The organism is Arcobacter sp. s6 (assembly GCF_040884245.1).
In the GTDB taxonomy this organism is placed as follows: Bacteria; Campylobacterota; Campylobacteria; order Campylobacterales; family Arcobacteraceae; genus Aliarcobacter.
The window spans coordinates 38596-51653 of record NZ_JBEVTN010000009.1 but is presented as its reverse complement, the minus strand read 5'-3'; the positions used below and the strand labels follow the sequence as shown (position 1 = coordinate 51653).

Genomic DNA, 13058 nt, shown 5'->3' with positions numbered 1-13058 from the left:
ATTATTCTACTATTCTCAATGCTTTCATTGATTTCTTCAAATTCTCATCATACTCTTTTTTTTCTCTAATTGACCAATGATTATTTGTTATTTGAATTTCCCAAAGAGGGATAATTCCACCTTCATAAGGTATGTATAAAAGTTCTTTGTTTACTGCAATTACTTTATTTAAAGATGGAACTCTTAGTGTATATGCCATGTCTTTTGCTCTAAAAAGGATATCTTTAGTAACCTCTTCATATTCGCTACTTCCTAACTTTGATACAAAATATTTTTGTATATAATCTTGCATTAAATCATCTCTTCCAATAGTTGCCCAAGCTCCACTTGTTTCATAAATAAAAAATACTGTCCAAGGATTTTGATAGTACCAATCATCATCACCCCAAACTAGTAAATCCCAATTTTGTGTATTTTTATTTGTATTTGTACTTAAAAGTTGTTTATATATATCTTTCTCACTATTTGTAATTGTATAATTAAATACCACTCCATATTTTTTTAATTGGAATTCTATACCTTTTAATAAAAACATAAATCTATCTTGAGTAAAAATATTTAATGTTAATCCATTTAAAAGAGTAAAAATTTCTTCTTCAAGAATTTTTATCTCTTCAAATTTATATTCATTTGCTATTTTTTTAACTATAGGATAATTTATCGAAGCTGCAAAAGGTGAAATTTCACCTTCTCTTTTATAGACAAAATTTAATAAATTTTCTTGATTTAAAGCTTGATTTAAAGCTTGTCTTATTTTTTTATTTTGAAGATTTTTATTTCCATTTATAAGATTAAAAAATATTACGAAATTATCAGTTGATTTTGAAACAATTAATTTTGCATAATCAGAAAGTATAATGTCAAGTTTTTTATTAAAAGGAATTGGCATTAGATCAAGTTCACCTTCTTTACTGCTTATATCTTTTATTGCTTCATTTATATCCAATTGTGTATATACTGTAATTGATTTAATTTTGGGGAACTCTTTATTCCAATAATATGGATTTGCAACTAGTTCTAGCTTTTCAGTTTGCTTCTCACCTAAGGCAAAACCTTCTTTTAAAATATAAGGTCCCAAACCAAAAGCTCCTGCTTCTTTATTTGCAGTTCCTGTTTCTTGTCCTATAGGATTATATGTATCTAAATACTCTTTTGTATAAAAGTATACTCTTGCTAAATCTGTTAGAAACATTTCATATCTTTGTTTTAAAACTATTTTAAATTTATACTTATCAATTTTCATTACTTCAAAATCTATTTTGTCAATATTTGTATATAAAAGAGGATGTTTTTTAAAATAGTTTAAATTATAAATCACATCTTCCATAGTAAAATCAACACCATCTTGAAACTTTAGATTTTCTCTTAATTCAAAAATATATGTAAAATCATCTACTCTTTGGTGGGATTTTGCCAAATCATAAACCCAAGTTTGCTCATTATCATAAGATCTTATAAGAGCTGCATTTGTGGCTTTCGCTACATAAGAGTAAGGAATTGAAGGTAAAAAAATATTTATATGAGATTTTGGATGTAAAGCAGGGGCAATATTTTTATGATTTTCATCTTTTCTAAATTCGAATTTTGGAACAATATGACTTTCACAAAAAACAAAACTTACAAAACATAAAAGTAAAAAAAATACTTTATACAAAACGATAACCTATTCCTGAAAGATTAAATATTATATCTGTTGGAAGTTTTTTTCTGAGATTTCGAACCAATGAACGTAAAGCACTATCTGTCATAACATCATCTATCCAAACTTTATCTTGTAACTCTTCATAACTTACTATTCTATTTTGATTTTTTATTAATAACTCAAAGAAACTAATCTCTTTTTTATTTAAAAGTACTATTTCATTTTTATATTTTAGTTCTTTTTTATCATAATCATAAGCATAATTATTGTCTATTTCTAAAATGATTTTTTTATTAAATTCTATACTTTCAAGACACTTTTTAAATACTCCAAAAAGTACTTCCAATTCGATTGGTTTTACTATATATTTTTCCATTTTAAGTTCAACGGCTTCAAGTAAATACTCTTTATCAGTATGTGCGGTTATCATTATAATTGGAATTTTTTTATCTTCTTGTCTTACTTTTTTTACAAATTCAAGTCCATTTAAAATAGGCATATGAATATCACTTAGAATAATATCAGGCTTTCTTTGTGAATAAAGCTCAAAGGCATCTACTCCATTTGATGCTTCTATCACTTCTTTTACATAATAACTTAAACTATCAGCAATATTCTTTCTTATGCCTTCTTCATCTTCAGCATAAAGAAGAGTTAATCTTTGTAGTTTTTCAATTACATCTTTTGTCATACTCTTCTCCTTTTTTGCTTATTATACTCAATCTTTATTTTTTTTCAGGATAAAAACCATTATTTGCATTTGCTTTTAGATATCTACTTAAATACTCAGATTCATCTGTATAAAGTTGTGCAAATCCACTCATTGTTTGTAAAATAGCATCCCATTCAAGCATTGAATGTTCAGTTGGTTGGTGAGCAGCATGACATTGTGTACACGTTTCATAGAAGAATTCTTCATGCTCTTCCCAAACTTCACTTGGTACTTTTGTTAAATACCCTTTTTCAATTACTGCTTGAACTTTTTTTGCTTCACCTTTTGCACCAAGAGTGCTTTTTTCTACAGATGCCATTAAAAGTGATTTATCTTTATTTGAATAAAGTTTATCATCAAATGCTATCCCTGAAAATTCTACTAAGACATTTTTATCATCTACATTTTTTATTACATTTACAGGAGTTCCTATATAAAGAGTTCCTTTATTGTTATCTATTTTCACCTCAGCTGTTTGAAAAATAAACATCTCATCAGCACTTGCAAGAGAAAAACTTCCTGCTGCAAGTAATGTTATTAATAATTTTTGTAAAATTGTTTTCATATTATGCTCCTTGAATTTTTGGTGGGTTATATGCTACATTTGGACTAACTACATCCACTTTTTTTATAGACACCAAAGTTGAATTTACTGATGTTGCACTTGCCATTTGTGATGTTGGTCTTGATGATGTTAACACATTTACTTGACCTGAATTACATCTTGGTTTATTTAAAGATGTCTCTTCAGGAGAATACCAAGCTCCCTCTTCTATTGCTACAACACCATCTCTAATTGTATTAGTAACCACGACTCCTGCTAATAAACTTCCTCTATCATTATAAACTTCTACTATTTCTCCATCTATAACTCCAAATTTTTTCGCATCATTTGGTGAAATTCTAATAGGCTCACGCCCTTGTACTTTATGTACATTTTGCACCCAAGTATTATCCATTTGTGAATGAATTCTATATGTTGGATGAGGAGATACTAAATGAAGTGGATATTTTTTTATCAACTCTTTACTTCCTAGCCACTCTTTTGGTTCAAACCACATTGGATGACCTTTGAAATCTTCATAATTATAACTTGCAAATTTATCAGAAAAAATTTGAATTTTTCCAGTTTCTGTTTTAAGAGCATTTGCGATAGGATCTTTTCTAAATGCCTCATGTCTTACATATTTTCTTGCTTCATCTGGAATCTCGTAATGAACACTACCTTTTTCCCAGAATTCTTCAAAAGTTATATTCATTTCTCTTCTTGCATGTGATCTAGTGTACAGTTTTTGTAACCAATCCATTGGAGTTCTATCTCTTGTATATTTTTTATCTGTTCCAAATCTTTTTGATAAAAGCGTGAAAATTTCATAATCATCTTTAGACTCATATCTTGGTTTTACAATTTGTTTCATTGCATAAATTCTATCATTTGAATATGACATACCTGAAGCTATATCATCTCTTTCCATAGTTGTAGTTGCAGGGAATACAATATCAGCCATCTTAGCTGTTGGTGTCCACCAAGGCTCTAATACAACAATAGTATCAAGTTTTCTCATAGCTTCAATAAGTTCATTTACATTAGGTTGATGACCAATTGGTGAAGCTCCTGCACTTAACATAAATTCAACTTTTGGATAAGTAATCACTTTCCCTTTATATGTAACTGTTTGACCAGGTTTATTAATCAAATCACTCATTCTTGAAGCTGGTATAGTAAGATTTACAGCGCCACCTTTACCTTGACTCAATCCTCCAACAGTTCTTTTCCCAGAAGCAGCATCTCCACCACCTTCATAATGCATTGAGAATCCAAAACCACCACCAGGAAGTCCTATTTGTCCAAGCATTGAAGCTAAAGTTATAATTGTCCAATCAACTTGTTCACCATGATCAGCTCTTTGCATTGCCCAATTTCCAGCTATCATAGTTCTTTTTGAAATCATGATATCAGCTAAATCTTCAATAGTTTTTGCAGGTACTTCTGTTAATTTCTCAGCCCATTTAGCTGTTTTATCAATTCCATCAGTTTTCCCTAAAAGGTATGGTAAGAATTGATCAAATCCATGTGTATATTTTTCAATAAATGCTTTATCATATTTTCCAGTTTTATATAAATAGTTCATCATTGCCATCATCATTGCAACATCAGATCCAGGTCTTATTTTTATCCAATCAGCTTTGAATTCACTTGCACTTACTGTATATATTGGATCAATTGAAATAAACTTAATTCCTGCTTTTTTATACTCTTCGTATGCATCAAAACATCTATGATTTGGTACTGAATATCCAACTCTATTTGTTTTATATAAATCAGCTCCCCATAAAACCATCACTTCTGTATTTTGAATAATCTGTTCATGTGCAGTTTGAATAGAATAAACTTCCATATCACCAACAACTGTTGGATTAACAGGACCAGCAGCACCATTACTGTATTCACCAGCTGTTCCAATTGCTCCACCAATTTGATTAAAAAATCTCCCTGCTAAAACATTTGGCTTAAATGCACCAGGAAGTGACCATCCTCCATAAGAGGCATTATATATAGCTTCATTACCACCTTTTTTTTGTGCTTTTTTAATAGCATCAGCTGCTAAATCAAGAGCTTTATCCCATGATACTCTTACAAACTCTTCTTTTCCTCTTAAATCACCTCGACCTTTTCCTTCTAGGTAACTTTTTCTCACCATTGGATATTTTACTCTCGAATTTGAGCTATTTCTATCAGCTAATCCTTTTACTATAACAGTTGGATTTGCATCTGAATCTAACTGAGAAGTTATATCTACAATTTTATCATCTCTTACATGGGCATAAAATGCACCAAAGTGAGAAGCACTTGGAATTTTTACCGTTTTTGATTCTAGTATGCCAGCAGTTATAGTACTCATACTTCCACTTAAAGCAACAGCAGTTGTTCCCAAAGCACCTTTTTTTAGAAAATCTCTTCTTGAATTATTCATCTTATTCTCCTAATTCGATTTATTATAAAAGAATTGTAACAATAAAATAAGGCAAAAAAATCGAATAAATATATATTTTCATTCGATTTTTTTGCTTTATTTTTGAGTTAAGCTTTCAAACATAAAAAGGAGTTAACATGAAAAAAATTAGTTTAAGTTTAGTAGTTATCACTACTTTATCATTTTATTCTAGTGCAAATGCACAAAACTTTAAAGAAGCTTTAACAAATGGAGAAGTAAGTGGTGAAGTTGCGGCTACTTATGAAAATAGAAGTTTTGATAAAGATAAAGATGCATATTATAGAGATTCAGAATATGGAGTTGGTTCATTTGCACTAAAATATGAAACAGGTGCATGGAACAATTTAAGTTTAACGTCAAAATTTAGAGCATATGGAACAATTTTTGAAAAAGATGATAGTGCACAAACAGGTACGGGAACAGGTGATGCTACAGGAAGATTCTATGAAAAAAATGGAAGTAATCAAACTGCTGACCTTGAAGAGTTATTTTTAGCTTATAATTTAGAAAATATTTCAGTAAAAGCTGGGAGACAAGCTATTTCAACTGATTGGATTAATAAAACACATGATGCATTAAAAATTGATGCAATTTTTGGTAATACTTCAATTGAAGCTATTTGGTCAGAAAGACAAGGTAGAATTTACTCAAGAGATTATAGACCAATGAGTGATATCAACGGTGATAAAGGTGTTTATAAATTAGGACTGACACATAAGTTTGATGAAACTATCTCAGTAACTGGATATAGTTTAGTAATGCCTGATGTAAAAGATATTTATGGTGCTAGAACAAATTTAACATTTGGAGATACTGCACTTAGATTACATTATGCAATAAGTAATGACGATGATAGTTCAGAAGCTGATTCTAATATTATTGATTTGATGCTTAGTTCTTCAATAGCAGGATTTTCTCCATATATTGGATATGTAAAAGTTGATGATGATGCATTATTCCCAGGATATAATCAAGGTTCAGGTGAAATAATTGTTCCTTTTGAAGAAGGTGATTATGTTTATAGTAAAGGTGCAGAAACATTTTATGTAGGACTTGGTAAATCATTTGCTGATTTAACAGCATCACTTCTTTATGGTACTACGCAATATGATGCAGGAAGTGAAAGGCAAAGAGTACATGAAACATCTTTATGGTTGGGTTACCCAGTTATGAAAGATTTACAAGCTACTCTAGGATATACAGTAGTAGATGAAGATAGTAAGTCTAGTGTTTCTGATTACGATCAAATTAACTTTACACTTACATACTCATTTTGATAAATAAATTTTACTAATTCGATTTTTTTGCGATTTTCTTTAGTTAAAATTTATTCATAAAAGATTTAATTTTTTTTAAATACCCCCTAAGCGTTTTAACAAAACTCTTTCTCCTGAAATTTTTACTTAGGGGTATTTCTTTAAAATCTTTTGTTTTAAATCTAAGCCAATGACATTGTTAAAATTTGTTTAACTTTATCTAAAGTAAATTTTCTCTTTCACCAAATGCTGTCATTCCATGGGCTTCTAAAGCCTTTGTAATATTCTCTATAACTTTATCATCTGTTTTATATGCACTTAGTTTTGTTGGAACTCCAATACTTTGATACATATATTCGATTGCTTCAATTACCATTTCATAATTATGTGGCATATCAAAAACTTCTTTCCCCATTTGAGTTAATTTCTCTTGTTTATCTTCAATCATAACTCTTAAAAGATGTGGTTGTATGTTGCTAATCTTTGGGCATGGTCAAGTCCATAAAATGCAGTAATTTCATGTCCTATCATATGTGTTGCCCAATCTTGAGGAACACCTGAACCTATAAATCCATTTAATGCTTGATTTGCTAATAACATAAGATTTTCTTGCCATAAAGGTGTTTTTCTATTTTGCCAATCTTGTGCTAGTTTATGCAAACCTCTTAAGATAGTTTGAGCATAACCATCATGTAAAAGTGATGTATTTGGATATGTTAAATAATACTGTTCACATGTATGAACAAATGCGTCAACTAAGCCATGGAGCGGTAACATAAATTCATACTCAGAATTAAAAGGTTCTAAGTTAAAATAAAAAGTTCAACAACCTGTACCTTTTGGTAAATTTCGGGAAGAGTCCTTTAATCCTAATCACCCAAATCATTTTTTGGATTTTTTAAAGATTGTTTTATTTGTTCTTGAAAATCCCACCTTTTATCTTCTGAACAAATATCATTGATATATCCAACAGAATTATGTTTAGAGTTATTCAGACCAAAAATTTCTTGCAAATTTGATACTAAATCACGAAAACATTCAAACTCTTCTTTTTTACCATCATTGTAGTCATATTCAAATTCTTGAATTACAATTTTTTTTCAATGCTATCCTCATATTCTGACGGGATTGTTATAATATAACCATTGCTTGCAGTTTCAATTTCTGTTTTCATAACTTCTTTATCTAACTTTCATATTTTCAATTACAGCTATAAAAAACTCTTTTGACCAAAGTTCAATTTCTTTAATATCTTTTATAAAAGGCTTAACATCATTTTTTGCTTTTTCTACATCTAGGGCTTCTATTCTTTGTAACAATAATTCTTTTATGTTTTCTTTGCTAAGAGTATCAGGTATTTTTATATCATTAGATTCTAAGTATTTACAACTTTGAGATAATCTTGATTTCAAATGAATAGAATCAAGTTCTACATCATTTGCTATATACCAAATTAAGTCATACCAATCTCTTCCTTTTGGTCTTGTCGTCCATGCTCGACATAAAATCGCATGCATTTTACCTGCATATAAAGATGGTAATGTAAATGCATTTATAGAAAATGGTCTAGGTGTTAATCTAATAACATTTTGTGTTTCAAAATGTAATGGAGGATTTGTATCTACTTCTAATTTTATTTTTACTATTTTATCTTTATTAATAGCTCTAGTAATATCTTTTGTAGCATTTATATTAAGCAAATGTTCTATAGTATTTCCTTTTACAAATGCAGACGCTATTGCACTATTTGAATTCTTTTCTTTTATTTCTATTGTTATATCAAATCCAAATGATTTTAAAGTATCAACAATTGCATCTTGAAAAGGTTTCAAATCAAAACTTGGATTTGATTCAAGAAGTGAAAAATCTAAATCTTCAGAAAATCTAGGAAGCTTATGTAAAATTCGTAAAGCAGTTCCTTCATAAAAAGCAGCATGTTTAAAAAATCCAGCATCATAAAGTCCAAGCAATACAATTTCTTGAAGAATTTCTCTTAATGCATCAAAACTACTATTCGAGTTTGATAAATCGTATTTTTCTAACATTTTCAAAAGTGCTGGGTGAGTCATAATTTTCCTTTTTTTACTATTGTTGCCAATGTTTTTAGATTTCTTGATTTATATGCACTTGCAATTATTTCTATAAGTTCATAATTTAAAGGTGTAGTAATATCAATTCTTAAATCATATTTTAGATATTCAATCATTGAAGTTTGTGTTAAAGTACCAATACCTCTATCATATTTTATTTTATCACATAGTGCTTTTTCAGAAGTTGCAATAAATCTACCTCCATCAACATCATCATAAATCCAATCAATTCCTAAAGAATATGCTTCAAGGCTTACTTTTTTATAACTAAATCTTCCAATAGGAGTATCAAACAGTTTTTCATTCTTACTTGTAGCTGATGTTACTTCACTAACTCTTTCTGGTATCATTCCATAATAACTTAAAGCATAATCAAATGATACATAAGATGGAGAGTATAAAGTATTTGCAACACTAATTAAATTAATTGGTTTTGTTTGATAAGGTTTAGAAAAAGTATAAAATCCTTTTTTTAATCTTATTAATTCTTTATTTCTTACAAGATTTGATATTTTCTCATTTACATTACTAATTGATTTCTCAAGCAGTGAATATATCATTTCATGGGAAATGATACTTAATGGTAAAGCATTTTTTAATTCTATTGTTTTCATAAGAGTTATTCTAGCATAATATTTATTATATTATATAGATAATCCAGTTTATTGAGATTTATATTAAGAAATAATAGCTTTTTATTGTGTAATTAATATTAAATTTAGATTGTGGAGTGGCAACATTAATTCATACTTAGAATATCAAATATCTAAGTTAAAATAAAAAGTTCAATAAGCTTATAAAAAAAGGTAAAACTAGAGAGTTTCAATTAAAAGGTATAGGTCTTGATATGATTTCAATTGATAAATTTGAAGATGAGTCTTTTTCTATTCATCATATAGTTTTATCAAACAATATGGTAATTATAGGAAATCTAACAAATTTAGAAAACTCACCAAAAAGATTTAAATTCTATGCTTTACCTTTAAAACTTTTTGATTATAAATTTTCTACTTTGTAGAGTTTTTTTCTCAATCTAAAGCTTTCGCTTAAACTCTTTGATTATAGATTTTCTACCTTGTAGAGTTTTTTTCTCTCTTTTGAAGAGGGGATATCTAGCATTTTTCTGTATTTTGTTATGGTTCTTCTAACCATTTTTAGGCCGAACTTTGTTTCTATAAATTCTAAAATAGATTCATCAGTTAATGGAGTTTCTTTTTCTTCATATTCCACTAAACTTTTTATATAACTTTTTATTTGTGATGATGATAAATCCTTATCAACAGCATTTGAGAAGAAATATTTTAATGGAAATATTCCTAAATTACATTCTACATATTTATTAGCAACAGCTCTACTAATTGTAGATTCTGCAAAACCAAGTTCATTTGCAATTTCTTGCATAGAAAAAGGTTTTAATTCTCCTCCAACAAAAAATGATATTTGTTTTTCTACAATTATTAATACAATTTTGTAAAGGGTGGATTTTCTTAAACTTAATAAATTTACTAAATCTTTTGCTTCTTTTAGTTTTTCTTTTATATTCTCATTTTTAGTATTAAATGGATTTTTAACTTTTATATCAGGATAGTATGCATTATTAATTTTTATATCAATATCATCACCAATTTCAATAAAAAAATCAGGAATAACCTGAACATTATCATTAATATAATCAATAGCAGGCGGATTGTTAAAATATTTTATAATATCTTTTGCATCATTAAATCTATGATGTGCTGCATATTTATCAATATGTATAATATCTTTTATGATTTTTTTAGTGAAATTGTATAATTCGTCATCAATTTTTCTATCAAAGGTATCTAATTGAAATAAAAATGACTCTTCAAGGTCCAACGCTCCTACACCACTTGGTTCTAGTCTTGAAAATCTTTGTCTGATTGATTCAACATACTCTTTATATACATTGCAAGTTTGTGCAATTTTATCTATATCTCCATCAAAATAACCATTTTCATTTATATCACACAATATTTCAAGTGCAACTTTTTTTGAATTGGGTGTTGGAAAGAGTGTTTCATCTTCAATTTGATCACTTAGTTTATCATTTAGTGATGTAGAATATAAAGCTAAAGACTCAACAAATTCTCCACTTATTCCATTTGATGTGAAGTTTGTAAAAAAATCTTTTGATTTTTTTACTTCCAAAAATGGATTCTCATAAGATAAGTTTGTTAGGTACGATTCTAAATCTTGGATTGATGTTTGTAGCATTGGTAGCCACAACTTTAATGATAAATTTAAATTTTGCTTTTGAGCAGTTGATATTGAAAATGCTTGTGCCATGATTTTTATTTTGCCCAAATTCAAAAGAATTTGGACTTTCCTTTAGTATATTTTTTAATACTTAATTCTAATTACACCGTTAGGTTTAACTATCTTCATTTGACATGATAATCTTGATTTCTCAGTATTCATACCAGCCCCAGCTTCTGCGATAACTTTTTTCTCTTTATCATTGATATCTGAAATAAATTCCATACCTTGCTCAATTGACACAAGACAAGTTCCACATTGACCATCTCTACAACCAAATGGTAGTGCTGAACCTGATGCTTCAACTACATCTTGAATTGTACTTCCTGGTTTTACATTTATTGCTAAAAAGTCATTTACGATTTCTACTCTAGTTGTCATTTTTTTTCCTTATTTTAATTTAAATGGTTTAACTAAGATATCACCTTTGATTAACATCATTGGAGCTATTCTTATTTTTGGACTGATTGTAAATTGTTGACATTGTTCAGCTTCTTTAGAGCTAATTGCACCAAGTTTTACTAAAATATCTAACTCTTCATCTTCCATATAACTCGTTGGTTCTTCATTACTTAAGTTTTCAACACTAATCAAACACTTAGAATAATCACCATTTTCAGAAAATGGAATAGGTACATTTTTTTCCTTAGCTAATCGAACAATAGGTTCTCCTATCTTTGAATCATATACACCATCTGTTTGTGCATCAAAATGCATAAAAATTACTTTTGCCATATTTTCCTCCTACCTTTTTTATAGACTTGTGTTAACATAATTACCAAGCCAAGTGAGAGGATTCTTTAAAACCTTTCATTTGACTTGAGTAATTCATACTATTTTGAATAGTATTTCTCCCTATGTTTTCTCATAAACTCTAACTCTTCTTTTACTTCATCTCTATAATCTTCCATTGCAAGTAGTTCATGCTCCCTACAACCCACTACTTCAATCAATGCATTTAAATCTAAGAAATGAACTTCATAAACTCTAATTACTTGTAAAAATTCACCAATAGACTTGATGTATCCAATAGCACCTTTTTGAACCATTATGGTTCCAATTGGTGCATGGGGATATGTTCCATCATTTTTTATATCTTCAAGAAGTTGTACTTTTTGACCTATTCCAAATTTTGCTTCATCCTCATCTTTTCCTGATCTTGATGCTGTTACGCTATCGTGCAAAACTGTATCTGCATCTACTATTTCTTTATGATTAACACCCACAGCTTCCCCCTTGTGTTGTTCCTGTCGTTGCTGTACCGCAAGATGAACAACCCTCTAGTTTTCCTGTTTCATACATATTCCAAACATCTGCTGCACTTGGTGCATGACCTGTTTTATAATCGCCATAAACTCTAAGTAGTGAGAATTTTAGAAATTCTAAAAGTTTGTTTTCATCAGCAATTGATTCAAGCCCTTTTTTTATTAAAGTTCCATACTCTTTCATCATATGAAATCTTTTTATATTTATAAGTTTTTGGTCAAATTCAAGACCAAAAAAATCAAAGAAATCTTCTGTATCTCTTAATTTATAAAAATCATTTACTGTTTGCATTTTTTCTCCTTTTTATAGATTTAATTCATCTTTTAAAGAATCAATCCATTTTTCTATTCGTTCATCTGTTTTCTCTTTTTCATTGTGTTGATCAATTACCAATCCACAAAATTTATCACCTTGTTGTGCAAGGGAGGAATCATATTTGTATCCATCAATAGGGAAAAAACCAACAACTTCTGCATTTGCATTTTTAAAAGTTTTGTAAAGTTTTCCTAAGGCAGAACCAAAATGTTCCCCATGTTTTACGCAATCTCCTGCACCAAATAAAGCAATTGTTTTGCCTGAAAAATCAATATCATCTGATTCGATTTCTAAAACAACATCTACCCAAGAGTGATGTACATCACCTTGTCCCCAAGTTGAACTTCCTAAAAATAAAATGTCATAACTAAGAAGTTGGTCAATATCATCAAAATCTTCTTCCATATTTATTACTTCATCTACATCAAACTCTTTTGCTAATGCATCTGCTATAATCATAGATGTTCCACCTGCTGTTCCACAAAATATTCCTATATTTGCCAT

Annotated in this window: 17 protein-coding genes; 2 read left to right on the top strand and 15 right to left on the bottom strand. The window is 28.8% G+C overall.

The window, feature by feature from the left end; genetic code table 11:
• Position 1: 1 nt before the first annotated feature.
• The 4 genes from ABVS04_RS06850 to ABVS04_RS06835 are packed head-to-tail and all read right to left on the bottom strand — an operon-like array spanning position 2 to position 5329.
• Positions 2-1654 carry an ABC transporter substrate-binding protein gene (locus ABVS04_RS06850; protein WP_368029927.1) on the bottom strand — a complete coding sequence of 551 codons (1653 nt, stop codon included), beginning with the start codon at positions 1652-1654 and terminating at the stop codon, positions 2-4.
• Positions 1647-2333 (bottom strand): response regulator transcription factor, encoded by a 687-nt coding sequence (locus tag ABVS04_RS06845; RefSeq protein ID WP_368029926.1) that lies wholly within the window; start codon positions 2331-2333, stop codon positions 1647-1649. The genes ABVS04_RS06850 and ABVS04_RS06845 overlap by 8 nt, the downstream gene beginning before the upstream one ends.
• Before the next feature lie 34 nt (positions 2334-2367).
• Positions 2368-2919, bottom strand: coding sequence for a hypothetical protein (locus ABVS04_RS06840; RefSeq protein WP_368029925.1), 552 nt, complete (start codon positions 2917-2919; stop codon positions 2368-2370).
• A 1-nt stretch (position 2920) separates the two neighbouring features.
• Entirely contained in the window at positions 2921-5329 is a 2409-nt protein-coding gene (locus tag ABVS04_RS06835; protein WP_368029924.1) for a molybdopterin-dependent oxidoreductase, read from the bottom strand.
• A 137-nt stretch (positions 5330-5466) separates the two neighbouring features.
• Here ABVS04_RS06835 and ABVS04_RS06830 point away from each other — a divergent pair, with 137 nt between their 5' ends.
• Positions 5467-6627 carry an Opr family porin gene (locus ABVS04_RS06830; RefSeq protein ID WP_368029923.1) on the top strand — a complete coding sequence of 387 codons (1161 nt, stop codon included), beginning with the start codon at positions 5467-5469 and terminating at the stop codon, positions 6625-6627.
• Positions 6628-6826: 199 nt separating this feature from the next.
• Here ABVS04_RS06830 and ABVS04_RS06825 read toward each other — a convergent pair whose 3' ends face one another.
• From ABVS04_RS06825 to ABVS04_RS06805, 5 genes are all read right to left on the bottom strand, one after another.
• Entirely contained in the window at positions 6827-7054 is a 228-nt protein-coding gene (locus tag ABVS04_RS06825) for a hypothetical protein (protein WP_368029922.1), read from the bottom strand.
• A gap of 5 nt (positions 7055-7059) precedes the next feature.
• On the bottom strand, positions 7060-7383 hold the full coding sequence (locus ABVS04_RS06820; protein ID WP_368029921.1) for an iron-containing alcohol dehydrogenase: 324 nt from the start codon (positions 7381-7383) through the stop codon (positions 7060-7062).
• A gap of 92 nt (positions 7384-7475) precedes the next feature.
• Positions 7476-7619, bottom strand: coding sequence for a hypothetical protein (locus tag ABVS04_RS06815; RefSeq protein ID WP_368029920.1), 144 nt, complete (start codon positions 7617-7619; stop codon positions 7476-7478).
• Between the two features lie 168 nt (positions 7620-7787).
• Positions 7788-8675, bottom strand: coding sequence for a nucleotidyl transferase AbiEii/AbiGii toxin family protein (locus ABVS04_RS06810; protein ID WP_368029919.1), 888 nt, complete (start codon positions 8673-8675; stop codon positions 7788-7790).
• Positions 8672-9310, bottom strand: coding sequence for a hypothetical protein (locus ABVS04_RS06805; protein WP_368029918.1), 639 nt, complete (start codon positions 9308-9310; stop codon positions 8672-8674). The genes ABVS04_RS06810 and ABVS04_RS06805 overlap by 4 nt, the downstream gene beginning before the upstream one ends.
• A gap of 233 nt (positions 9311-9543) precedes the next feature.
• Between ABVS04_RS06805 and ABVS04_RS06800 the strand changes: the two genes are divergently transcribed.
• Positions 9544-9714 (top strand): hypothetical protein, encoded by a 171-nt coding sequence (locus ABVS04_RS06800; RefSeq protein WP_368029917.1) that lies wholly within the window; start codon positions 9544-9546, stop codon positions 9712-9714.
• Positions 9715-9755: 41 nt separating this feature from the next.
• Here ABVS04_RS06800 and ABVS04_RS06795 read toward each other — a convergent pair whose 3' ends face one another.
• From ABVS04_RS06795 to ABVS04_RS06770, 6 genes are all read right to left on the bottom strand, one after another.
• Positions 9756-11027 (bottom strand): RNA polymerase factor sigma-54, encoded by a 1272-nt coding sequence (locus ABVS04_RS06795; protein ID WP_368029916.1) that lies wholly within the window; start codon positions 11025-11027, stop codon positions 9756-9758.
• A 30-nt stretch (positions 11028-11057) separates the two neighbouring features.
• Positions 11058-11354, bottom strand: a complete 297-nt coding sequence (locus ABVS04_RS06790) for a 2Fe-2S iron-sulfur cluster-binding protein (RefSeq protein ID WP_368029915.1) — start codon at positions 11352-11354, stop codon at positions 11058-11060.
• Positions 11355-11363: 9 nt separating this feature from the next.
• On the bottom strand, positions 11364-11708 hold the full coding sequence (locus ABVS04_RS06785) for a hypothetical protein (protein WP_368029914.1): 345 nt from the start codon (positions 11706-11708) through the stop codon (positions 11364-11366).
• 98 nt (positions 11709-11806) lie between these two features.
• Positions 11807-12199, bottom strand: a complete 393-nt coding sequence (locus ABVS04_RS06780) for a nitrogen fixation protein NifZ (protein WP_368029913.1) — start codon at positions 12197-12199, stop codon at positions 11807-11809.
• On the bottom strand, positions 12189-12530 hold the full coding sequence (locus tag ABVS04_RS06775; RefSeq protein ID WP_368029912.1) for a nitrogenase-stabilizing/protective protein NifW: 342 nt from the start codon (positions 12528-12530) through the stop codon (positions 12189-12191). Before ABVS04_RS06775 ends, ABVS04_RS06780 begins: the two co-directional genes overlap by 11 nt.
• A gap of 12 nt (positions 12531-12542) precedes the next feature.
• Positions 12543-13058 carry a flavodoxin gene (locus ABVS04_RS06770; protein WP_368029911.1) on the bottom strand — a complete coding sequence of 172 codons (516 nt, stop codon included), beginning with the start codon at positions 13056-13058 and terminating at the stop codon, positions 12543-12545.

What these genes read in the sequence shown, in the direction of transcription:
- ABVS04_RS06790 (WP_368029915.1), bottom strand. Translation starts at nt 11,354, where the DNA reads ATGACAACTAGAGTAGAAATCGTAAATGACTTTTTAGCAATAAATGTA.
- ABVS04_RS06800 (WP_368029917.1), top strand. Translation starts at nt 9,544, where the DNA reads ATGATTTCAATTGATAAATTTGAAGATGAGTCTTTTTCTATTCATCAT.
- ABVS04_RS06845 (WP_368029926.1), bottom strand. Translation starts at nt 2,333, where the DNA reads ATGACAAAAGATGTAATTGAAAAACTACAAAGATTAACTCTTCTTTAT.
- ABVS04_RS06775 (WP_368029912.1), bottom strand. Translation starts at nt 12,530, where the DNA reads ATGCAAACAGTAAATGATTTTTATAAATTAAGAGATACAGAAGATTTC.
- ABVS04_RS06825 (WP_368029922.1), bottom strand. Translation starts at nt 7,054, where the DNA reads ATGATTGAAGATAAACAAGAGAAATTAACTCAAATGGGGAAAGAAGTT.
- ABVS04_RS06785 (WP_368029914.1), bottom strand. Translation starts at nt 11,708, where the DNA reads ATGGCAAAAGTAATTTTTATGCATTTTGATGCACAAACAGATGGTGTA.
- ABVS04_RS06805 (WP_368029918.1), bottom strand. Translation starts at nt 9,310, where the DNA reads ATGAAAACAATAGAATTAAAAAATGCTTTACCATTAAGTATCATTTCC.
- ABVS04_RS06835 (WP_368029924.1), bottom strand. Translation starts at nt 5,329, where the DNA reads ATGAATAATTCAAGAAGAGATTTTCTAAAAAAAGGTGCTTTGGGAACA.
- ABVS04_RS06830 (WP_368029923.1), top strand. Translation starts at nt 5,467, where the DNA reads ATGAAAAAAATTAGTTTAAGTTTAGTAGTTATCACTACTTTATCATTT.
- ABVS04_RS06810 (WP_368029919.1), bottom strand. Translation starts at nt 8,675, where the DNA reads ATGACTCACCCAGCACTTTTGAAAATGTTAGAAAAATACGATTTATCA.
- ABVS04_RS06840 (WP_368029925.1), bottom strand. Translation starts at nt 2,919, where the DNA reads ATGAAAACAATTTTACAAAAATTATTAATAACATTACTTGCAGCAGGA.
- ABVS04_RS06770 (WP_368029911.1), bottom strand. Translation starts at nt 13,058, where the DNA reads ATGGCAAATATAGGAATATTTTGTGGAACAGCAGGTGGAACATCTATG.
- ABVS04_RS06820 (WP_368029921.1), bottom strand. Translation starts at nt 7,383, where the DNA reads ATGTTACCGCTCCATGGCTTAGTTGACGCATTTGTTCATACATGTGAA.